Raw genomic sequence first — 20,592 nt, 5'->3', positions numbered from 1 at the left:
CTCAGGGCAGCTGGCGGGCGTACAGCCTGAGCAGGTCGGGGTAGCGGTAGTGCTCGCTGGACGGGCTGGTCAGCAGTCCGAGGTCGCGTAGCGCGTCCAGGACGGCCCGCGCCTCGTCCGGCGGGACGCCCAGGAGTTCGGCAGCGGCATCGAGCGTGAACGCGCCAGTCGCTTCTGCCAGCAGCCGGAACGCGCGGTCCTGCGAGGCGTCGAGGCGGGCGCGGGCGCGCGCGAAGGACGCTTCGACGTCGAGCGTGCCGACCTTCAGCTCGGCGAGGCGGCGGCGCTCGTCCGCGAGCCGCCGGACGAGCGAACCGACCGTCCAGCCGGGCCGGGACGCGAGCCGCGCGGCCAGGATCCGGACGGCCAGGGGGAGCCGTCCGCACAACGCCAGGGCCTCGGCGACCGCGTCCGGCTCGTCCTGCACCCGCTCGGGGCCCGCGATGCGTCCGAAGAGCGCGACGGCCTCGCGCTCGGAGAACTCGGACAACTCGACCGTGTGCCGAACGTCCGCCTCGACCGCGTGCGGGACGTCCGGCTCGACCGTGTGCGGGACGTCGGGCTCGACCGTGTGCGGGACGTCGGGCTCGACCGTGTGCGGGACGTCGGGCTCGACCGTGTGCGGGACGTCGGGCTCGACCGTGTGCGGGACGTCGGGCTCGACCGTGTGCGGGACGTCGGGCTCGACCGTGTGCGGGACGTCGGGCTCGACCGTGTGCGGGACGTCGGGCTCGACCGTGTGCGGGACGTCGGGCTCGACCGTGTGCGGGACGTCGGGCTCGACCGTGTGCGGGACGTCGGGCTCGATCGCGTGCGGGACGTCCGGCCGCGCCGGGCAGGTGACCAGCGCGGAGCAGCCGCCAACGGGAAGCAGCGGACGGAGCGACTCCGCGTCCGGCGCGTTGTCGAGGACGAGCAGCATCCGCCGCCCGCGCAGCGCCGACCGGAACAGCGCGACCCGCCCGGAACGCGCCGGGACGCCATCGGCGGGCACCCCGAGCGTGCGCAGGAAGTCCAGCAGGATCGCGTCGGGGTCGCCGCGGCGCAGGTCGGCGTACAGCTGTCCGTCCGGATAGGAATCTCTCACCTGATGCGCGACGCGCAGCGCGAGCGCCGACTTCCCGACTCCGACCGGCCCGTGCACCGCCGCGACGGCCGCTCCGGACGACAGCACCCGGACCAGCTCGGCGACCTCCGCCTCCCGCCCGCTGAAATCGATCAGATCCGTAGGCAACTGCGCCACCCCCGCCCCGCTGACCTCGCGCAACGCGCCGCCACCCTCGCCCGGCGCCAGCGCAGCGGCGGCTATGCGGCGGCGGAGGTCGAGAAGTTCGGGACTGGGGTCCAGGCCCAGTTCGGCGTCCAGCAGGGAGCGCGACCGGTCGAAGACCTCGATCGCCTCGGCGTGCCGCCCTGACCGGTGCAGCGCCAGCATCAGGAGCCGCTGGAACCCTTCGCGCAGCGGATGCTCGGCGGCCAGAGCCGCGAGTTCGGCGACGGCCTCCTCGTGGAGCCCGAGTTCGAGGTCGAGTTCGAAACGCGTCTGGAGCGCGGCGAGGCGCCATTCCGCGAGCCGCGCACGTTGCGCATGGGCGAACGGTCCGGGAACTTCTTCCAACGGCGGGCCCGTCCAGAGGGCGAGCGCCTCGGCGACATGGTGCCGCGCTGCGTGCAGATCGCCTGACGCCCGCGCGCTCTCGGCGGAGGCGAGTTCGCTGCGGAACCGCGTGGCGTCCAATGCGCCGTCCGGTAAGAGCAACTGGTATCCGTCCCCGGCCGAGAGCAGGACGCCGGGACGCGTGCGGTCGCGCTCGATGGCCGAGCGCAGCCTGGACGCGTGCGCGCGGACCGCGCCGAGCGCCCGTCCCGGCGGACGCTCGCCCCACAGCGCCGCCATGATCGTCTGCGCCGCCACGGCGCGTCCCTCCTGCAGCAGCAGGAAGGCCAGCATCGCGCGCTGCTGCGGCGCGCCGAGGTCGAGTTCGGCGTCCCCGCGCCACCCGCGTACCGGGCCGAGCACGGCGAACCGCGGACCATCGCCCATTTGCTCCCTTACGTCACCGATGTCGCCGACATGCAAAATTACTGCCTGAGTGAGGGGAACGAGGGGATCGCCATGTCCGACGTGCCACCCGCCAAGGGGCTTTCCGCCGACAGTCCGTCCGAGACGCCGTCCAGCGGAACGCCCGAACCAGCTTCCAGCCCGCAGCCCGCCGGCACGCCCAGCCCGGTGCCCGCCGGCACGCCCAGCCCGCAGCCCGTCAGCGGCGACTGGCCACCGTCCGGTGACGCGAAGGGCGCGCGGGCGGGGGCGGGGGCGGCGCTGCCGCCTGCGCAGCTTCCCGCCGACCTGCCGGACTTCACCGGACGGGACGACGAGACCGCGCGCCTCGCCGCCGCGCTCACCACGAGGAACGGCAGCGCCGTGCCCGTCGTCACCGTCGCCGGGCTCGGCGGCATCGGGAAGACCGCGCTCGCGCTGCACGTCGCGCACACCGTCCGGGACGCGTTCCCGGACGGCCAGCTCTACGCCGAGCTGCACGGAACCGGCCCGGCCCCGGCCGCTCCCGCCGGGGTGCTCGCCGAGTTCCTGCGCGCTCTCGGCGCGCCGGACCGGGAGATCCCGCCCGAACCGGACCGCCGGGCCGCGCTGCTCCGCTCCCACCTCGCCGGACGCCGCGTCCTGGTGGTGCTGGACGACGCCCGCGACGCCGCGCAGATCGCGCCGCTGCTGCCCGGCGAGACCGGCAGCGCGGTGCTGGTCACCGGCCGGACGAGGCTCGCCGAGCTGCCGGTCGCCGCGCACCTGGACCTCGCGCCGTTCACCCCGGAGGCCGCGACCGCGCTGCTCGAACGCGTCGCCGGACCGGAGCGGATCACCGCCGACCCGGACGCGGCGCTGCGGCTGGTGCACGCGTCCGGGCTGCTGCCGCTCGCGGTGCGGATCGTCGCGTCCCGGCTCGCCGCCCGGCCCCGGATGCGCCCGGCGGTGCTCGCGGGGCGCCTCGCCGACGAGCGCCGCAGGCTCGGCGAGCTGCGGATCGGCGACGAGGCCGTGGAGTCGTGCTTCGCGCTCGGCTACGCCCAGCTCGGCATCGAGGAGGCCCGCGCGTTCCGCCTGCTGGCGCTGCACGAGGGGCCGGACTTCTCGGTCGAGGCGGCCGCCGCGCTGCTCGACCTGGACGTCCTGGACGCCGAGGACCTCTGCGAGTCGCTCGTCGACTCCGGCCTGCTGGAATGCCGCGCGCCCGGCCGGTACGTGTATCACAGCCTCCTGCGCCTCTATGCGCGCGGACTCGCCGAGAGCGGCGACGGCCCGGTCTCGTGCGCCCGCGCGTTGGAACGGCTGCTGGAGCACTTCCTTGCGGGCATTCGCGGCCTGTTCCGGCAGACGTTCGCGCTGTACCAGGTGTACTCCGAGCCGGAGGTCGTCGCGGCGCACAGCGCGGCGGCGGACGCCCTGCACACCGGCCTGCACTTCGCGGACGCGGCGGAGATGATCGCCTGGATGCGGGCCGAGAACCGCAACGTGATGGCGGCGATCCACGGCTACCTCGCGGGCGGCGGCTCGCCCGGACGGCTCGTCGGGCGGCTGTTCGTCGTGCCCTCGCTCGCCGACCGGACGACCGTCCCGGCGGAGCTGCTGCCCGCCGGCGTGCTGTTCGCGATGGGCGCGGGCGCGCGCGTGATGGGCGCCGCGGACGAGGCGATCTGCCTGCTCACCGACGCGCTCGACGGGCTGACCGGCGATGACGCCTTCATCAGCCGCGCGCACGGCCAGCTGTCGCTCGCCTACGCCGAGACCGGGATGCCCGAGGAGGCGCGGCGGCACGGGCTGGCCGGGCTCGCGCTGGCCGGGCCGGCCGCCGACGCGAACGCCGAGGGCCTGTGCTGGCTCGGGCTCGGCGTCGCGTCCCTCTACGCGGGCGACCCGCGGCGCGCGCTGGACGAGCTGGAGACCGCCGGCGAGATCTTCCGGACGCGCGGGATGCCGCTCCGCGAGGCGTGGTGCCTGCCCCGGACGATCGTCGCGCACATGCAGCTCGGGCAGCCCGCCGAGGCCGTCGAGGTCGGCACCCGCGCGGCCGAGCTGTTCGGCCGGATCGGCGACGACTACCTGCGCGGCCGCGTGCTCGCCCTGACCGCCGTCGCCCTGGACGAGCTGGACCGTCCGGACGAGGCGGCAGAGGCCCGCGCCGCCGCCGAGACGCCCTGGCGGAAGTCCGGCCTGTCGCTGAACGTCCCCGACCAGAAGCTCGTCGAGGGCCGCACGCGCCGCCGCTCCCCGGACCCCGGCCCGGCCTGACGCGCCGGGCCGTCCGGCCTGGTCAGGGGATGGTGATCTCCTCGGCCGGGCCGGGGTGGTCGTCCAGGGTGTCCGTCCAGTGCGGGAGCCAGGTCTCGTGCGCGGCTCCCGTGTGGACGGACGGGAGCTTGCCGTCCGCGGTCAGGCCGGGCTCGTCGCCGTGCGCCGCGACCCCGAAGGCGAGCACCGGCGCGTAGTCGAGCCGCGCGGCGCCGTCCGGCCCGGCGACCAGGCAGGTGTGCCGCTCGCCCTCGGCCGGGTCGGGCGGGATGCCGTTCCCGACGACCAGGCTGTTCGCGACGACCACCCACGCGCCGAGCGTGTTGACCTGGCGCTGCGCGTTCTGCTCCTCCCAGCGGAAGCGCAGGATCGGCTTGGCGAAGACCGGGACCAGCAGGTGGGACGCGCCGGCGGCCATCAGCTCGCGGTCCCAGCGGTCCGCGCGGTTCAGGTCCTCGCAGATCAGCACGGCGAGCCGGCCGAGCGAGCAGTCCAGCAGCCGGACCGCCGCGCCGGGCGCGATGTCCTCCTCGGCGGTGCCCGCGTCCGGGTGGCCGGGCAGCGCCCAGCCGCGCATCTGCTGCTCGCCGAGCACGAACGGGCTCATCTTGTCCTGGACGAGCAGCTCCTCGCCGGTCCAGCGGTCGATCAGCACCGCGCGGTTCGGCGGCGGACCGCCCCCGGGCGCACTGCCGCCGGGTGCACCGCCGCCGGGTGCACCGTCGCCGGGCGCACCGCCGCCGGGCGCACCGGAGCCGAGCGGGCCGGAGCCGACCATCAGCAGCCGCAGCGGGCCGCCGCGGCGCGCGGTGTCGAACGCCGCCTCCTTCCACTCGTCCAGCAGGCCGTCGGTCAGCGTCGCCTCGGGCAGCACCGCGATCCGCGCGCCCGCCTCGTCCAGCCGCCGGACGATCGTCCGGATGCGGGACCGCACCTCCGCCGTGTCGGACGGCTTGAGCCGGTACACCTGGCGTCCGGCGCGCTCGCCGAACTCGATCCGGACGTCGTCGAAGGTCTCCATCAGCGGCGCGCAGCCGATCTCGACCGGCTCGTCCCGCGGCAGGTGCGGGTCGTGGACGGCCGGGAGCTGCGTGTGCTCGATCCCGTTCCACAGGTGCGCCGGGACGCGGTGGACGCCGAACAGGTCCGGCAGCGTGCGCATGCCCTCGGGCCGTCCCGGGAGGGCGCAGCGGGGGAGCAGCGCGCCGCCCGCCGCGCCGGTGTCGAACCGCCCGTCGACCAGGTAGCGGATGGTGATCCCGGTCATCGCGGACGCGTCGTAGAACGGCCCGTAGGGGTTGGCGAGGGCGAGCGCGCCGTCCAGTGCGAGCAGCAGCGTGAACCGGCCCTGGTCGCCTTCGGCGGCGACGAGCGCGGCGGTCTCGGCGGGGTCGAGCGCGCCGTCCGCGGCGATCCGCTCGCGCAGCGCGGCGGCCGCGCGGCGGACCTGGTCCTTCTCGTACCAGGCGCCGGGGTCCCAGGAGCGGTGCAGCTCCGCGGGCAGCTCGTCGTACAGCCGGACGAACAGGTCCGCCGGGTCGGCCGGGTACTCCGCGGGCTCGTGCGGGTACGCCGCGAGCCGATCCGTCATGTGCGCCCTCCGGGGGTGACAGCGCGCTACAGGGTGTGTCCATCGATGCTAGCCCCGACGGCGTAGGGGTTTCGTGCCGTCCGGCGCGAACCGGGTGAGTCACTTGACATTCACTTGGCACCGGCGGACAGTGGAGGAGTACCAGTCGATGAGACCGAGGACGGCGCAGATGGCGACGACGACCACCGCGTTCGGCGCGAGCGGCGGCAGGACGGCCGAGGCCGAGCGGCTGCTGGAGACCATGGAGCACGCGAAGTCCCTGGAAGAGGGGCACTTCAGCGCGCTCGGCATGCTCATCACCGACGCCTCGCTCTGCGCGGACGAACCGTCGCTGACCGCCATCAAGGACGGCCTCCAGTGGCTCTACCGGACGCACTACCTCGACGTCCCGGCCCTCGACCCCGACCAGCGCGAGGAACGCGGCCGGATCCTCGGACTGATCGACGTCGCCCACTGGGCCCTCCGCCGGATGCCGTCGGGGCTCCAGCTCGGCCTGCGTCCGGGCGGCCACGCGGCGCGCTTCCTGGTCGCCGTGGCCGCCCGTCCGGGCCGGTCGAACCGCGAGCTGGCGGCCGAACTCGGCACCGATGACACCGAGATCAGCCGGGTCGGCCGGCGGCTGCTCGCCGCCGGTGTCGTGTGGCGGCGCAAGGAGTGGCGCAGCAACCTGTGGGACATCACGCCCCGGGGCCGCGCCTACCTGTCTGAGATCGGCCTGCTGCCGTCCCCAGTGGACGGCGACGCGCCCGCTCCGGCGCCCTCGCCGTCCGGTCCGGCTCGCCGCGACGCCGACCCCGATCCGTCCCCGAGCCACCGCCGCCGCTGACCGCTTCGGCGGACGGGCCTGCCGCCGCCCCGGGATCCGCCGCCCCGGGATCCGGCGCCCCGGGATCCGCCGCCCCGGGATCCGCCGCCCCGGGATCCGGCGTGCCTGACCAGTGCCGTTAGCCTTCGGTCGGACGATCCGAGAGCACGTCCGAAGGAGGAACGGCATGGTCGACGGCGACAGCACGCGCAGCGTCCGGGCCGGGCGGCCCGAGGCCGAGCAGCACGCGCCGGGCCTCCCCGGCCCGACGTTCGCCTCCCACTTCCACCTGGCCGGCGAGGTCGCCGGGCCCTACACCTACGGCCGCGACACCAACCCCACGTGGACGCTGCTGGAGGACGCGATCAGCGAGCTGGAGGGCGGCGGCCTCACGACCGTCTTCTCGTCCGGCATGGCCGCGGTGTCCGCCGCGATGATGTCGCTGGTGTCGTCCGGGGACACGGTCGTCATGCCGGACGACTGCTACCAGACGTCCCGCGCGCTGCGCGACCGGCTGGAGTCGTACGGCGTGACCGTCCGCATGGCCCCGACCGCCGGGAACGCCCAGCTCAACGAGGTGCGGGGCGCGCGTCTCGTCTGGCTGGAGACGCCGTCCAACCCCGGGCTCGACGTCTGCGACATCGCCCGCATCGCCGCCGCCGCGCACGAGGCGGGCGCACTCGTCGCCGTGGACAACACGCTCGCGACGCCGCTCGGGCAGCGCGCCCTGGACCTCGGCGCCGACCTGGCCGTGGCCAGCGACACCAAGTCCCTGACCGGCCACGGCGACGTGCTGCTCGGCCACGTCACCACGCGCGACGAGGCGCTCGCCCAGGCCGTCCGGACGTGGCGGAAGACGGTCGGCGCGATCCCCGGCCCGATGGAGGCGTGGCTCGCGCACCGGTCGCTGGCCACGCTCGCCCTGCGGCTCGACCGGCAGACCGCCAACGCGCTGGCGCTGGCCACCGCCCTGCGCGGGCACCCGCTGCTCAGCGGCCTGCGCTACCCCGGCCTCGCGGACGACCCGGCGCACGTCCTCGCCGCCAAGCAGATGAGCCGGTTCGGCTGCGTCGTGTCGTTCGCGCTGCCGTCGCAGGACGCCGCCGACCGGTTCCTCGGCGCGTTGCGCCTGGTCACGGAGGCGACCAGCTTCGGCTCGGTGACCAGCACCGCCGAGCGCCGCGCGCGCTGGGGCGGCGACGCCGTCCCGCCCGGCTTCATCCGCTTCTCCTGCGGCATCGAGGACACCGACGACCTCATCGCCGACGTCCTCCAGGCCCTCGACACCGCCGGGCGCTGACAGCGAACGGCCAGGCCACACTTCTGTGGCCTGGCCGCCCGCGAACGTGGCTGTTCCGGTCCGAAATCCGCCGTCAGAAACCGGTCGGGTGAGCTTCACCGGCCGGTCCGGTCAGCGCGACGGCCGACTCGGCGGTGAACGCGAGGAACGTGAACGACTCCTCCAGGTACAGGGTCACGTCCGTGGCCGTGTGGCTGGTGTAGCCGACGGAGAGGTCCTGGCCGAGCGACAGCTGGTAGTCGCCGCCGCGGGTGCTCAGCACCACCGCGCCGTCAACCGCCGGAGCCCACAGGATCCCGCCGTCGAGCAGCTTCGCGAGGTGCTGGTAGACCGGATACCCCTGGTCGGACGACTGCGTGGCGGCGGTGTAGGCGTCCGAGCCCAGCACCAGCGCGTACGGGCCGTTCACTCCGGCGAGGCGGAGCGTGCCGAGCGCCTCGGCCACGACGTCCGGGTAGTGGGACGCCTCGGCGGGCAGGGCGCGCGCCGGTGAGACGCTGACGGCCGCCTCGGCGATGCCGGTGATGCGGGCGGCCTCGTAGCCGTGGAAGACCGCGCGGTCCTCGGCGCGGGCGAGCTTGGTCGCGGCGTCCTTGGCGGGCTGCCAGTCGGCGTCCTTCGCGCCGCGCTCCACCGCGTCGACCGCCTTGCGGGAGACGGTGAACGGCACGGTCAGCCGGACGACGGGACGGCTCGTGCGCAGCTCGGCCGTGACGCCGTCCGCGGGGGAGGCGGCGGGGTCGAGGTAGCCGGTCGTCACGGCGGCCAGCTCGGGCCCGGCGGGGTCGGGGACGTCCACCAGGCGGCGTCCGGCGATGTTCCGTTTGAACGTGCGGCGGATCTCCTCCTCCATGTCGGCCCAGGCCGCGCCGGAGATCGGTGCCAGTTCGCGATGCAGGTTGTTCACGGCGTCTCCTTCAGACCACCGATGCCCAGCGACCCGAACGGATCGCGCGGGGTCAGGTCGGTTAGGGCGGCGGACGGCAGGGGCACGGCGGGTTCGGGCACGGCCGCGGCATCGGCGGCCACGGCGGACGCCCCGGACGCCCCGGACGCCTCGGATGCTCCGGACGCGGCGGGCAGGTCGGGCGGGTCGTCCAGGAAGTCGGACGTCGGGGAGTAGAACAGGCAACCCGTGACGGCGGTGGAGAAGTCGAGGATGCGGTCGTGGCGTCCGGCGGACGCGGCGGTCCCCAGGAACATGTTCCGGAGCATCTGCTCGGTCGTCTCGGGCGTGTGGCAGTAGCCGATGAAGTACGTGCCGAACTCGCCCGCGCCGACCGAGCCGAACGGCATGTTGTCGCGAAGGATCTGCTGCTGCTCGCCGTCCGCGTCGTTGACGGTGTTCGCCGCGACGTGCGAGTCGGCGGGCTTGGCCTCGTCGGACAGCTCGATGTCCGACAGCTTGCGGCGGCCGATCACCAGCTCCTGCGCCTCGACGGGCAGCGCGTTCCACGCCTGGAGGTCGTGGAGGTACTTCTGGACGATCACGTAGCTGCCGCCCGCGAACTCCGGGTCGTCCTCCTCCGGGACCAGGGCGGCGCGCTCGGCGGCGAGCCCGGCGGGGTTCTCGGTGCCGTCCACGAAGCCGAGCAGGTCGCGCTTCTCGAAGTAGCGGAACCCGTGCACCTCGTCCTGGACGGTCACCGCGCCGCGCAGCCGGTCCATGATCTGCGACGCCAGCTCGAAGCAGAGGTCCATGGCGCCCGCGCGGATGTGGAAGAGCAGGTCGCCGGGGGTGGCGGGGGCGCGGTGCCGGGGGCCGTCCAGCTCGGTGAACTCGTGCAGCTCGGCGGGCCGGTTCCCGGAGAACAGCCGGTCCCAGGCCCGGGACCCGATGCCGGTCACGCACGTCAGGCCGCCCTTCGGCACCCGGAAGCCGACCGCGCGGACGATGCCCGACAGGTCGGCGAGCAGGTCGTGGACGACCTGCTCGGCCCCCTCGTCGATCGTCACGACGAGGAACACGGCGGCCTCGGTGAGCGGGTTCAGCACCGCCTGGGGTTGGCGTTGCCGCGGTTGCGACTGCGGCCGCTGCATGGCTGCTCCTGTCGTCGCTCGGGGGTGATCTCCTGGCCCTAGGTTCACCTTTACCGCCGCAGGCGGCAGGGCAACCCCAAACGTCACCCAAGACACACTGGATACCCGCGAAACGCCCGCGCCGCCGCCCGGAGACGCCCCGTTAGTCCGTTTGCACGGGACGCGAGCCCGGCAGCCCCCACTCGCTCCAGGAACCGTCGTACACGGTGAGGTCGCGGTACCCGGCCAGCTCGGCGCCCAGGGCGAGCACGCAGGCGGTGACGCCCGAGCCGCAACTGACCACGAGGCGCTCGCGGCCTCCCGTCGCGCCCGCGAACCGCTCGCGGAGGTCCGCCGCGGGCAGCATCCGGCCGCCGTCCTGGATGGACAGGAACGGAAGGTTGACCGAGCCGGGCATATGGCCGCCGCGCAGGCCGGGACGCGGCTCCGGGGCTGTCCCGGCGAAGCGGCCGGGCGAGCGCGCGTCCAGGACGACGCGGGACGGGTCGTCCAGCGCCTCCGCGACCTCGTCCGCGCCGACGAAGGAGCCCGGACGGGGACGCGACTCGAAGTCGCCCGGCTCCAGCGGGGGTTCGGGCTCGCCGGTCTCGGTGGGCAGGCCGGCGGCGATCCACGCGGGGAGCCCGCCGTCCAGGACGGCCACCTGGTCGAACCCCATCGCGCGCAGCATCCACCAGGCGCGGGCACTGGAGTAGACGCCCGCCGCGTCGTACACGACCACCGCGCCGGACATGCTCACGCCGAGCGCGCGCATCTCCTCGGCGAACCGCTCCGCCCCGGGCATCGTGTGCGGGAGCGGGCTCTCCGGATCGGACAGCGCGCCGTCGATGTCGAACCGCCGCGCGCCGGGGATGCGCTCGGGCCCGCCGCGCTCCGCGCCCACCGACGCGTCCAGGACGACCAGGCCGGGAGTTCCGAGATGCTGCTTCAGCCAGTCGGCATCGACCAGCGGTTGTGAGATGTCCACCCGGTCATGATGCCGTGACCCCGGCCGCCCCTGTGACCCCGGCCGCCCCTGTGACCCCGGCCGCCCCTGTGACCCCGGCCGCCCCTATGACCCCGGCCGCCCCTGTGACCCGGGCCGCTCCCGTGGCCCGGGCCGTTCCCGTCACTCGCAGCCCTCGAACTGGGGCACGGCGACGACCGACAGGTCCAGCCCGGAGCCGCCGAACCAGCGCCGCATGGTCTTCGCCATCGTCCCGTCCTGGTACATCTGCGTGATCGCCTTGTTCACGGCCTCGCAGCCGTCCGGGTCTCCGGGGCGCATGCCGATGCCGGTGCGCTGCTCGCCGAACCGGGCGTTCAGCAGCCGGAACGACGCGCCCTGCGCGTTGCGCAGCCCGGCCAGGATGGTGTCGTTCGTCGTGATCGCGTCGATCTGCCCGTCCCGCAGCATCGTGGTGCACTGGTTGTAGCCGTCGGTCGGCACCGGCCGGGCCGGCACGCGCAGCCCCTTGATCACCAGGTCGGAGGCGCCCGCGCCCCTGACCGCGCAGATCGGACGCCCGGCCAGGTCGTGCACGTTCCGGATGCGCTGCTCGTCCGCGCGGACCAGGATGTCCTGGTAGGACGGCACGTACGGCCCGGCGAAGGTGATCCGGGTCTTCCAGTCGGCCCGCACCCAGTACGTGAGCACGATGTCGACGCTCTTCTCCTTCAGCAGGAACCGCTCGCGATCGGCCGCCACCGTCGGGACGATCCGGACGCGCTTGCCGAGCGCGTGCGCGATGTAGGTCGCGACGTCCACGTCCAGGCCCTGGAACGAGCCGCCCTGGCCGTGCTCGCCGATCCCCGGGAGGTCGGGCCGCACGCCGGCGACGAGGGTCGGCTTCGCCAGCAGGCCCGAGCCGGCCTGGGCGCCGGGCAGGCATCCGGCGGCCGCCAGGCCCGCCGCCGTCCAGACCGCCAGGAATGCCGCGCGTCCGGGCGTGACCACTCTCCGCATGGCGCGCACGCTAACAACGCGTGCGGGGTTGACGCGGGAAGTCGGCCACATACGGCCGTTCAGCCCGCCGCGCGCTTCACCAGCTCGGCGATCCGCGCCTCGACCGCCTCGGTCAGCTCGGTCAGGGCGTAGGCGGTCGGCCACATCGTCCCGTCGTCGAGCCGCGCGCTGTCGTTGAAGCCGAGCGTGGCGTACCGGGCCTTGAACTTGTCGGCGTTCTGGAAGAAGCAGACGACCTTGCCGTCCAGGGCGTAGGACGGCATCCCGTACCAGAGCTTCGGCGCGAGGCCCGGCGCGTTCTCCTTGACGATCGCGTGAACGCGCTCGGCCATGCCCCGGTCCGGCTCGGGGAACTCGGCGATCTTCGCCAGCACCTCCTGCTCGGCCTCGGCGGCCTTCTCGGCGGCGGACGTGCGGCGCTTGGCGGACCGCACCTCCTTGGCGCGCTCCTTCATCGCGGCGCGCTCCTCGGTGGTGAAGCCCTCGGACTCGTTCTTCGCGGCCATGGCCGTTCTCCTCGCTCTCGGTGTGGACGTTCGGTAAGGACTCGGTGTGGACGTTCGGTAAGGACTCGGTGTGGACGTTCGGTAAGGACAAGGACCGGGCGGCTCAGCCCCAGGCGCCGGCGATCTGCCGGGTGGTGGCGTTCAGCCGGTTGAACAGGTTGGTCACGCTGATCATCATGACGATCGCGGCGAGCTGCTTCTCGTCGAAGTAGGTGGCGGCCGCGTCCCAGATCTCGTCGCTCACGGAGTCGGGACGGTCGGCCAGCCGGGTCGCGGCCTCGGCCAGGGCCAGCGCCGCGCGCTCCTCCTCGGAGAAGTACGGCGCCTCGCGCCAGGCGGCGGTGGTGGCCAGCTTCTCCTCGCTCACACCCGCCTTGCGGCCGCCCTTCACGCCGGCGTCCACGCACGCGCTGCACCCGTTGATCTGGCTGACGCGCAGGTGGACGAGTTCGAGGGTCTGCTCGTCCACGCCGCCGGTGTGCACGGCCTTGAACAGCTCCTGGATCGGCTTCATCGCGCCGGACAGGACCATGGCCGGGTTCTGCATGCGAGCCTGCATTTCGGTCTCCTCTACCAGGGGTTTCGCGTTCCGTCCGCCCCGTGCTCGGGGCATGGCCCTATTCCAGCCGGGCGGGCCGCGCGGGACGATCCCCGTGGGACACCATGGGACAGCTGCTACCGTCTCGACCAGCGAAGATACGGTTCGAGAAGTTTCTTCTCCAGCGGGACACAGAGGTCGCGGTGGTTTCAGAGCAGCGCACGGGGTCCGGTGCGGGGGCGGCCGCCCCGCAGGACGAGCTGGCCGAGCGGTTGCGGCTCGTCCAGGAGCTGTCCGGTCGCGGCGTCCGGGCGCTCGCGCGGGACGCCGGGCTCAGCTCGTCCTCGCTGTCGCGGTACCTGAGCGGGCAGACCGTCCCGCCGTGGCCCGCGGTCGTCGCGCTGTGCCGGCTGGTCAAGCGGGACCCGCGTCCGCTGCGTCCGCTGTGGGAGCGGGCCGGGAGCCCGCTGCCCGCGCCGCCGAAGACCAGCCGCCAGGTGCAGCCGCCGTCGCCGCCCGCCGGGGCGCCGCGCCCGCCCCGCAACGACCTGCCGCGCGACGTGCCCGACTTCACCGGGCGCGAGGACGCGCTCGCCGCCGTGGTCGAGGCGGTCCGGACGGACCGGCTCGTCGCGGTCGACGGGATGGCGGGCGTCGGCAAGACCTGCCTGGCCGTGCACGCCGCGCACCGGCTGACCTCCGAGTATCCCGACGCCCAGCTCTACCTCGACCTGCACGGCTTCACCGAGGGACGCGAGCCGCTCGACCCGGACATGGCGCTGCGGACGCTGCTCGCCGCGCTGGACGTCCCGTCCGAGAAGATCCCGCAGGAGGGCGGCATCGAGCCGCTCGCCGCCTGCTGGCGCGCGGAGCTGGCGACCCGGAGGGCGCTGGTCGTCCTGGACAACGCCGCGGACGCCGGGCAGGTCCGGCACCTGCTGCCGGGCGCGGGGGAGTCCGTCGCGCTGATCACCAGCCGCAACCGCCTGCTCGGCCTGGACGAGGTGCCGCCGGTCTCGCTGGACGTGCTGTCCCCGGCCGAGAGCGCCGAGCTGCTCGCCCGCGCGAGCGGCGAGGCGGCCCGTCCGGAAGGGCGGCTCGCCCGCGAGCCCGAGAACACCGCCGAGGTGCTGCGGCTGTGCGGGCACCTGCCGCTGGCCCTGCGCCTGGCCGCCGCGCGCCTCCGGCACCGCCCCGGCTGGACGGTCGGCATCCTCGTCGAGCGCATGGCCGAGGGGCCGAGCGAGTTCGACACGGCCTTCGACATGTCCGTCCGGCAGCTCGACCGGGCGCAGCGCCGCTTCTTCCGCCTGCTGGGGCTGCTGCCCGGGTCGTCCTTCGACGAGTACGTGGCGGCGGCCGTCGCGGACGTCCCCCTGCGCACCGCCCGGACGATGCTGGAGGACCTGCTCGACGCCCACCTCGTCCAGCAGCCCGCGGCGGGACGCTACCGGTTGCACGACCTCGTGCGCGCGCACGCCCGCCGAGCGTCCGCGGAGCACGATTCGCAGGCCGACCGCGACCGTGCGCTGGAGCGCGTCCTCGATTACTACGTCCACGCGGCGGCGTCCGCCGAATCGGCGATGCCTTACCTGTCTCGGAGCCAGCCGCCCACTGCGGGCGAGGCACCGGCCGAACTCCCGACGTTCCAGCACAAGCATGCGGCGCTCTTCTGGTTCGGCACCGAGTACACGAACCTGATGACGGTCTTCGACACGGCCGTAGCGTCCGGCGCGGACGTCCACGCGTGCGAGCTGCCGCGCTTCATGCGCGCGTACTTCGCCCGCCGCTGCGGCACCACCCACCTGAACGGCCTGTTCGAACGCGCCCTGGACGCCGCCGAGCGCCTGGACGACCCGCGCCGCCTCGCCGAAGCGCACAGCGACCTCGGCTTCGCCCGCTACAACGCGGGACGCATGGCCGAGGCCCACGCCGCCTACGACGCGGCCGAGCCCCTGGTGTCCCGGACCGGTGACACCTGGTCACTGGCCGAGCTGACCATGCGCCGGGCCTTCCTCCTCTGGGACGAAGGCCACGTCGAAGAACCCCTGGACCTTTTCCGCCAGGCCGGGAAGCTCTACGAGAGCATCGGTTCGGTCACCGGAAAGGCCCACGCCACGGCCTACGAGGCATGGGCCCTCCAACAGCTCGGCTTCAGCGACGACGCCGCCCGCCTTGCCCGCGAGGCGCTCGATCTGACCAGTTCCGATCCTGCCTGGCCGTCCACGCTCACGGCCCGCATCACGCTCGGCGTCGCCATCGCCCACGAGAACCCCGACGAGGCGACCGACCACCTCAACCAGGCCCTCGAACTCGCCCGCGAGGACAGCCACAAGCACAACGAGGCGTGGTGCCTCAACTGCCTCGGCGTGGCCCTGCGCCGGATGGGCCGGTACGACGAGGCCCTCGCCAGCCACCGCCAGGCGTTCGCCCTGCTGGACGAGCTGTTCGAGGAGCACTGGAAGATCCACTTCCTCAACGGCTACGGCGAGACCTGCCGCCTGGCGGGCCTGCCGGACGAGGCCCTGCGCCTGCACCGCGAGGCCCTTGAGTTGGCGCCGGCGGTCGGATACCGGCACGAGGAGGCCCTGGCCCACGAGGGCATCGCGGCCGTCCTGGCCGAGACCGACCCGCCCGCCGCGGCCGAGCACCGGGCGGCCGGCCAGGCCCTCCTCCAGCCCCCGACGGCCTGATGCGAGAAACGAAAAAACGGCGGCCGAATGGCCGCCGTTTTCGCGTTCTGGAGCGGATGACGGGAATCGAACCCGCGTAGCTAGTTTGGAAGACTAGGGCTCTACCATTGAGCTACATCCGCGTGCGCCGGGCTCTCGCCTCGGCCGCAACCGTAGCGTACCGGGTTTTCGGACCGGTCGCCGCTTCGATACCGGGCGGAGGCGGGCGGAGACCTCTGGGCCCCCGCCGCGCCTCGTCCGTCGGGCTGGCCGGATTCGAACCGGCGACCCCCGCCACCCAAAGGCGGTGCGCTAGCCAAACTGCGCTACAGCCCGCAGCACGCGGCAGTCTATCCCGTCCGGCGGTGTCGGCGCAGATGCGCGGGCGGGCGGTGTGGGTCAGGGGGGCTCGTGTCCCGATGGGACAGTTTGCGAGCTAGCGTGGAGATGTGAGTGTTGCGGAGTCCGGACCGCGGGCGCGCAGGGTGGCGCGGACGCGGGCGGCGCTCGCCGCGGCGGCCCTGGAGATCGTCGCCGAGCGCGGCTTCCGGGCGCTGACCGTCCAGGAGATCGCGGACCGGGCCGGGGTGTCCCGCCGGACGTTCTCGCGGTACTTCGCGGGCCGCGAGGACGCGCTGGTCGAGCCCGTCCGGGACGACTGCGCGCGGATCAACGCGGCGCTCGCGGCGCGGCCGGCGGACGAGCGTCCGGTCGTCGCCTACCGGAACGCGGTCCTCGACTGGCTCGGATCGGGCGCGCCGCACGAGGCGCGCGCGGAGCTGCTCCGGACCGTCCATGCCGAGGCCCCGGCGGAGGCCGCCTACCAGCGCGTCATCGCCGCGGCCGAGGACCGGACGGCCGAGATCTTCGCGGACCGGCTGGGCGCGGACGACCTGCGCCCGGTCGTACTGGCGGCCGCGTGCGCGGGGGCGCTGCGCGCCGCGATCAGATGGTGGCAGGAGCACCCGGAGGAGGACGGCGGCCCGCAGGAGTCGGCCCGCCGCGCCTTCGACGTGCTCGCCGCCGAACTGGGGGGAAGAGCATGAAGGCTGTCCAATATCGCGAGTTCGGCACGTTTCCCGAGGTCGTCGAGGTACCGGACCCGGAGCCGGGCCCCGGCCAGGTGCTGCTGAAGGTGACGGCCGCGGGGGTGTGCCACTCGGACTTCGCGGTGATGAGCCATCCGCCGGAGGAGACCGGGCTCAAGCTCCCGCTGACCCTCGGCCACGAGGGCGCGGGCACGGTCGCGAAGCTCGGCGCGGGCGTCACCGGCCTGGTGCTCGGCGAGCCCGTCGCGGTGTACGGGCCGTGGGGCTGCGGGACCTGCACGATGTGCGCGCAGGGCAAGGAGAACTACTGCCTGCGGGCCGCCGCGCTCGGCATCCGCCCGCCCGGCCTCGGCGCCCCCGGCGCGCTCGCCGAGTACCTGCTGGTGGACGCGCCGCGCCACCTCGTCCCGCTGGGCGGCCTCGACCCGGTGCGGAGCGTCCCGCTGACCGACGCGGGCCTGACGCCGTACCACGCGATCAAGGGCGCGCTGCCGCGCCTGGTGCCCGGCAGCACCGCCGTGGTCATCGGCGCGGGCGGGCTCGGGCACGTCGCGATCCAGCTGCTCCGGGCGCTGTCCCCGGCCCGCGTGATCGCGCTGGACGTGTCGGACGAGAAGCTCGACCTCGCCCGGACGGTCGGCGCGCACGAGGTCGTCACATCGGACGCCTCGGCGGTCGCGCGCGTCCGCGAGCTGACCGGCGGGCTCGGCGCCCAGGCCGTGTTCGACTTCGTCGGCGCGCCGCCGACCACCGCGACCGCCACCGGCGTCGCAGGTGTCGAGGCCGACGTCGCGATCGTCGGCATCGGCGGCGGCGCGGCCAGCGTCGGGTTCGGGTCGATCGCGTACGACGCGTCCGTCCGGGCGCCGTACTGGGGGAGCCGCGCCGAGCTGATCGAGGTGCTCGACCTCGCCCGCGCCGGATCGGTGGACGTCCACGTCGAGACCTACTCCATCGACGAGGCGCCGCTCGCGTACCAGCGCCTCCACGAAGGCAAGGTCAACGGCCGCGCCGTCATCGTCCCCAACTGACCCGGAGCTCACCGGTCAGCGGCCGGGTGCGGCGACCGGCCGCTGACCGGGGAGCGGGCGGGCTAGCCGAGGACGTTCCGGACGGTCCGCGCCGCCACCGCGAGCGCCTCGGGGAGGGCGTCCGTGCGGCGGCCGCCCGCGTTCGCGAGCGGGCCGCGTCCGCCCGCGCCGCCGCCGACCACGCGCGCCGCGTCGCCGAGCAGGTCCCGCGCCTGGATGCCGAGCCCTTCCGAAACCGCAGCGACCAGCAGCGCCTTGCCGTCCGCGACCGTGCCGAGCACGACTGCGCCGGGCCGGGGGATGAGCCCGAGCGTCTCCGACGCCAGCCCGCGCAGCGAATCCGCGGGTACTCCGTCCACGGGCGCGCAGACCGCCAGGACGTCCGCCGCGACCGCGCCGGTCGGCCCCGTGTGAGGCACGACGCCGGACGCGGGCTGCGCGGACCTCGCCAGCACGGACGCGCGGGACGACAGGTCCGCCGCACGCAGCGCGGTGAGTTCGCGCTCCGCTTCCGCGAGCGTCGCCAGCCGCTGCCGCAGCCGGTCGGGCGCCTGGTCCGCCGGGACGGACAGCAGCCGCGCCAGCTCCCGCAGCAGCTCGCCCTCGCGGTCGTAGTGCCGCAGCGCGTCCGGGCCGGTCAGCGCCTCGATCCGGCGCAGGCCGGAGCCGACCGAGGACTCGCCGAGCAGGTGCACCGGGCCCGCCTGCGCGCCGTGGCCGACGTGCGTCCCGCCGCACAGCTCGCGGGACGCGTCGCCGATGTCCACGATCCGGACGTGGTCGCCGTACTTCTCGCCGAACAGCGCGACCGCGCCCGCCGCCTCCGCCGCCGCGCGGTCCGCCTCCCAGACGCGGACGTCCGGATCGTCCAGGAGGTAGTCGTTCACCAGCGTCCGGACGGTCGCCAGCTCGCCGTCCGTCACCGCGCCGAAGTGCGCGAAGTCGAACCGCAGCCGGCCCGGCTCCACGCGCGAACCGCGCTGCGCCGCGTGCTCGCCGAGCACCCGCTTCAGCATCGCGTGCAGGACGTGCGTCGCGCTGTGGGACCGCGCGGTCGCCGCGCGCCGGTCCGCGTCCACGACCGCCTCCGCCTCCTCGCCGGTGCCGACCTCGCCCGCCACGACCCGCGCGGTGTGCACGTGCAGGCCGTCCAGGCCGAGCCGGGTGTCGAGCACCTCCAGCGTCCCGGACGGCGTGACGACGCGCCCGGTGTCGCCGACCTGCCCGCCCGCCTCCGCATAGAACGGACTCCGGGACAGGACGACCTCGACCGTCATGCCCTCGTGCGCGCGCGTACGCGACTCCGAGCCATCTAGGAGCGCCACGACACGGCTCTCCGCCGATGTGCCGTCGTACCCCACGAACTCGGTGCGCCCATGCCGCGCGAGGACGCCCCTGTAGAGATCCTGCCGCGCGACCGCGTCGCCCTTGCGGCCCTGGCTCGCCTCGTGCGCCTGCCTGCGCTGCGCTTCGAGCAGCCGTCCGAACTCGTCCTCGTCCACGGTCAGGCCCGCCGAGCGCGCCGCGTCCAGGGTCAGGTCGATCGGGAAGCCGTAGGTGTCGTGCAGCTCGAACGCCGTCCGCCCCGGCAGGCTCCCGGACGATTTCGAAATCGCCGACTCCAGCAGCCGCGACCCCTGCCGCAGCGTCCGGTCGAAGCGCTCCTCCTCCACCGAGACGACCTTCGCGATCAGCGACCGGCCGGAGACCAGCTCGGGCCACTCGCCGCCGAGGCCGTCCGCGACGCGTCCGGTCAGGTCCGCGAGCAGCGGCCCCTCGATGCCGAGCAGCCGCGCGTGCCGGATCGCGCGGCGCAGCAGCCGCCGCAGCACGTACCCGCGCCCGTCTCCGGACGGCAGCACGCCGTCCGCGATGAGGAACGCCGCCGTCCGCGCATGGTCCGCGACCACCCGCATGGACGTCGAGACCTCGCCGCCGTGCCGTCCCGGGTACTCCCGTCCCGCCCGCTCCTGGACGAACCGGAACGCGGGCAGCATCATGTCCGTCTCGCACGCGGTGTCGACACCCTGGAGGATTGCGGTGAGCCGCCCGAGGCCGAGCCCGGTGTCGATGTTGCGCGCGGGCAGCGGCCCGAGCACCTCGTAGCCGTCCTTGCCGGTGCCCTCGCCGCGCAGGTTCTGCATGAACACCAGGTTCCAGAGCTCCTGGTAGCGCTCGCCGTCCACCGCCGGGCCGCCCTCGGGCCCGAACTCCGGCCCCCGGTCGTAGTGCAGCTCCGACGACGGCCCGCACGGCCCCGGGACGCCCATCGACCAGTAGTTGTCGGCCATGCCGAGCCGCTGGATCCGGTCCGCCGGAACGCCGAGGCTCCGCCAGATCGCCTCCGCCTCGTCGTCGTCGCGGAACACCGTGACCCACAGCCGGTCCCGGTCGAGGCCGTAGTGCCCGGTCAGCAGCTCCCAGGACCACGGGATGATCTCGTGCTTGAAGTAGTCGCCGAACGCGAAGTTCCCGAGCATCTCGAAGAACGTGTCGTGCCGGGTCGTCCGGCCGACGTTCTCGATGTCGGTGGTGCGGACGCACTTCTGCACCGACATCAGCCGCCGGTGCCCGGGCTCGCGCTCGCCGAGGAAGTAGGGCTTGAACTGGTTCATCCCCGCGTTCGCCAGCAGCAGGGTCGGATCGTCCGGCACCAGCGGGCTGGACGGCACGCGGAAGTGGCCGCGCTCGCGGAAGAAGGTCAGGAAGGTCGAGCGGACGTCAGTGGAAAGCATGGTGAACCCTCACGAGGTGGTCGGGGCAGCGGCGCACACCGCCGAGCCGGACCGCGCGGGTTCGCGCGTTCTCC

General features: G+C 74.3%; 15 protein-coding genes and 2 tRNA genes. 6 read left to right on the top strand and 11 right to left on the bottom strand.

The genetic code is table 11. The features are described 5' to 3' along the window. Window position 1 precedes the first annotated feature (1 nt). A complete protein-coding gene (locus tag FHU30_RS35590) occupies window positions 2-2,044 on the bottom strand; it encodes a BTAD domain-containing putative transcriptional regulator (protein WP_253881941.1) in 2,043 nt (680 codons plus the stop codon). A gap of 72 nt (window positions 2,045-2,116) precedes the next feature. Between FHU30_RS35590 and FHU30_RS35585 the strand changes: the two genes are divergently transcribed. Further along, entirely contained in the window at window positions 2,117-4,306 is a 2,190-nt protein-coding gene (locus FHU30_RS35585; protein ID WP_253881940.1) for an AAA family ATPase, read from the top strand. 22 nt (window positions 4,307-4,328) lie between these two features. Here FHU30_RS35585 and FHU30_RS35580 read toward each other — a convergent pair whose 3' ends face one another. Next, window positions 4,329-5,897 carry a carbon-nitrogen hydrolase family protein gene (locus FHU30_RS35580; RefSeq protein ID WP_253881939.1) on the bottom strand — a complete coding sequence of 523 codons (1,569 nt, stop codon included), beginning with the start codon at window positions 5,895-5,897 and terminating at the stop codon, window positions 4,329-4,331. Between the two features lie 148 nt (window positions 5,898-6,045). Between FHU30_RS35580 and FHU30_RS35575 the strand changes: the two genes are divergently transcribed. Beyond that, the gene (locus FHU30_RS35575) at window positions 6,046-6,723 is read left to right on the top strand and encodes a MarR family winged helix-turn-helix transcriptional regulator (RefSeq protein WP_253881938.1); all 678 of its coding nucleotides are present in this window, start codon (window positions 6,046-6,048) and stop codon (window positions 6,721-6,723) included. A gap of 166 nt (window positions 6,724-6,889) precedes the next feature. Further along, window positions 6,890-8,002, top strand: a complete 1,113-nt coding sequence (locus tag FHU30_RS35570) for a cystathionine gamma-lyase (RefSeq protein WP_253881937.1) — start codon at window positions 6,890-6,892, stop codon at window positions 8,000-8,002. Between the two features lie 73 nt (window positions 8,003-8,075). On the opposite strand, the gene FHU30_RS35565 is transcribed toward FHU30_RS35570, so the two are convergent. From FHU30_RS35565 to FHU30_RS35540, 6 genes are all read right to left on the bottom strand, one after another. After that, the gene (locus tag FHU30_RS35565; RefSeq protein WP_253881936.1) at window positions 8,076-8,909 is read right to left on the bottom strand and encodes a family 1 encapsulin nanocompartment shell protein; all 834 of its coding nucleotides are present in this window, start codon (window positions 8,907-8,909) and stop codon (window positions 8,076-8,078) included. After that, complete coding sequence (locus tag FHU30_RS35560) at window positions 8,906-10,042, bottom strand: Dyp-type peroxidase (RefSeq protein ID WP_253881935.1); 1,137 nt, start codon at window positions 10,040-10,042, stop codon at window positions 8,906-8,908. The genes FHU30_RS35565 and FHU30_RS35560 overlap by 4 nt, the downstream gene beginning before the upstream one ends. A 142-nt stretch (window positions 10,043-10,184) precedes the next feature. Further along, window positions 10,185-11,009: a sulfurtransferase gene (locus FHU30_RS35555; protein ID WP_253881934.1), complete on the bottom strand. Its 825-nt coding sequence runs from the start codon at window positions 11,007-11,009 to the stop codon at window positions 10,185-10,187. 141 nt (window positions 11,010-11,150) lie between these two features. After that, on the bottom strand, window positions 11,151-11,987 hold the full coding sequence (locus FHU30_RS35550) for a transporter substrate-binding domain-containing protein (protein ID WP_253881933.1): 837 nt from the start codon (window positions 11,985-11,987) through the stop codon (window positions 11,151-11,153). Between the two features lie 59 nt (window positions 11,988-12,046). Further along, window positions 12,047-12,493: an iron chaperone gene (locus FHU30_RS35545; RefSeq protein WP_253881932.1), complete on the bottom strand. Its 447-nt coding sequence runs from the start codon at window positions 12,491-12,493 to the stop codon at window positions 12,047-12,049. Window positions 12,494-12,596: 103 nt separating this feature from the next. Continuing rightward, window positions 12,597-13,052 carry a carboxymuconolactone decarboxylase family protein gene (locus FHU30_RS35540; RefSeq protein WP_253881931.1) on the bottom strand — a complete coding sequence of 152 codons (456 nt, stop codon included), beginning with the start codon at window positions 13,050-13,052 and terminating at the stop codon, window positions 12,597-12,599. A 182-nt stretch (window positions 13,053-13,234) separates the two neighbouring features. Here FHU30_RS35540 and FHU30_RS35535 point away from each other — a divergent pair, with 182 nt between their 5' ends. Continuing rightward, a complete protein-coding gene (locus tag FHU30_RS35535; protein WP_253881930.1) occupies window positions 13,235-15,724 on the top strand; it encodes an ATP-binding protein in 2,490 nt (829 codons plus the stop codon). 48 nt (window positions 15,725-15,772) lie between these two features. On the opposite strand, the gene FHU30_RS35530 is transcribed toward FHU30_RS35535, so the two are convergent. Together FHU30_RS35530 and FHU30_RS35525 are read right to left on the bottom strand one after the other, a co-directional pair. Then, window positions 15,773-15,846: transfer RNA gene (locus FHU30_RS35530), tRNA-Gly, on the bottom strand. A gap of 118 nt (window positions 15,847-15,964) precedes the next feature. Then, window positions 15,965-16,039, bottom strand: a tRNA-Pro gene (locus FHU30_RS35525). Between the two features lie 113 nt (window positions 16,040-16,152). Here FHU30_RS35525 and FHU30_RS35520 point away from each other — a divergent pair. Beyond that, window positions 16,153-16,749, top strand: a complete 597-nt coding sequence (locus tag FHU30_RS35520) for a TetR family transcriptional regulator (RefSeq protein ID WP_253881929.1) — start codon at window positions 16,153-16,155, stop codon at window positions 16,747-16,749. Then, entirely contained in the window at window positions 16,746-17,783 is a 1,038-nt protein-coding gene (locus FHU30_RS35515; RefSeq protein WP_253881928.1) for an NAD(P)-dependent alcohol dehydrogenase, read from the top strand. The genes FHU30_RS35520 and FHU30_RS35515 overlap by 4 nt, the downstream gene beginning before the upstream one ends. Window positions 17,784-17,845: 62 nt before the next feature. On the opposite strand, the gene alaS is transcribed toward FHU30_RS35515, so the two are convergent. After that, entirely contained in the window at window positions 17,846-20,518 is a 2,673-nt protein-coding gene (alaS, locus tag FHU30_RS35510; RefSeq protein ID WP_253881927.1) for an alanine--tRNA ligase, read from the bottom strand. Window positions 20,519-20,592 lie beyond the last annotated feature (74 nt).

This window comes from Actinomadura rupiterrae (assembly GCF_024172125.1).
Taxonomy (GTDB): domain Bacteria; phylum Actinomycetota; class Actinomycetes; order Streptosporangiales; family Streptosporangiaceae; genus Spirillospora; species Spirillospora rupiterrae.
This window is presented reverse-complemented; position numbering and strand designations above follow the sequence as displayed.

Bases quoted from the DNA above. Each gene is read 5' to 3' on its own strand.
- FHU30_RS35550 (WP_253881933.1), bottom strand. From the start codon at position 11,987: ATGCGGAGAGTGGTCACGCCCGGACGCGCGGCATTCCTGGCGGTCTGG.
- alaS (WP_253881927.1), bottom strand. From the start codon at position 20,518: ATGCTTTCCACTGACGTCCGCTCGACCTTCCTGACCTTCTTCCGCGAG.
- FHU30_RS35590 (WP_253881941.1), bottom strand. From the start codon at position 2,044: ATGGGCGATGGTCCGCGGTTCGCCGTGCTCGGCCCGGTACGCGGGTGG.
- FHU30_RS35585 (WP_253881940.1), top strand. From the start codon at position 2,117: ATGTCCGACGTGCCACCCGCCAAGGGGCTTTCCGCCGACAGTCCGTCC.
- FHU30_RS35540 (WP_253881931.1), bottom strand. From the start codon at position 13,052: ATGCAGGCTCGCATGCAGAACCCGGCCATGGTCCTGTCCGGCGCGATG.
- FHU30_RS35515 (WP_253881928.1), top strand. From the start codon at position 16,746: ATGAAGGCTGTCCAATATCGCGAGTTCGGCACGTTTCCCGAGGTCGTC.
- FHU30_RS35575 (WP_253881938.1), top strand. From the start codon at position 6,046: ATGAGACCGAGGACGGCGCAGATGGCGACGACGACCACCGCGTTCGGC.
- FHU30_RS35545 (WP_253881932.1), bottom strand. From the start codon at position 12,493: ATGGCCGCGAAGAACGAGTCCGAGGGCTTCACCACCGAGGAGCGCGCC.
- FHU30_RS35580 (WP_253881939.1), bottom strand. From the start codon at position 5,897: ATGACGGATCGGCTCGCGGCGTACCCGCACGAGCCCGCGGAGTACCCG.
- FHU30_RS35560 (WP_253881935.1), bottom strand. From the start codon at position 10,042: ATGCAGCGGCCGCAGTCGCAACCGCGGCAACGCCAACCCCAGGCGGTG.
- FHU30_RS35570 (WP_253881937.1), top strand. From the start codon at position 6,890: ATGGTCGACGGCGACAGCACGCGCAGCGTCCGGGCCGGGCGGCCCGAG.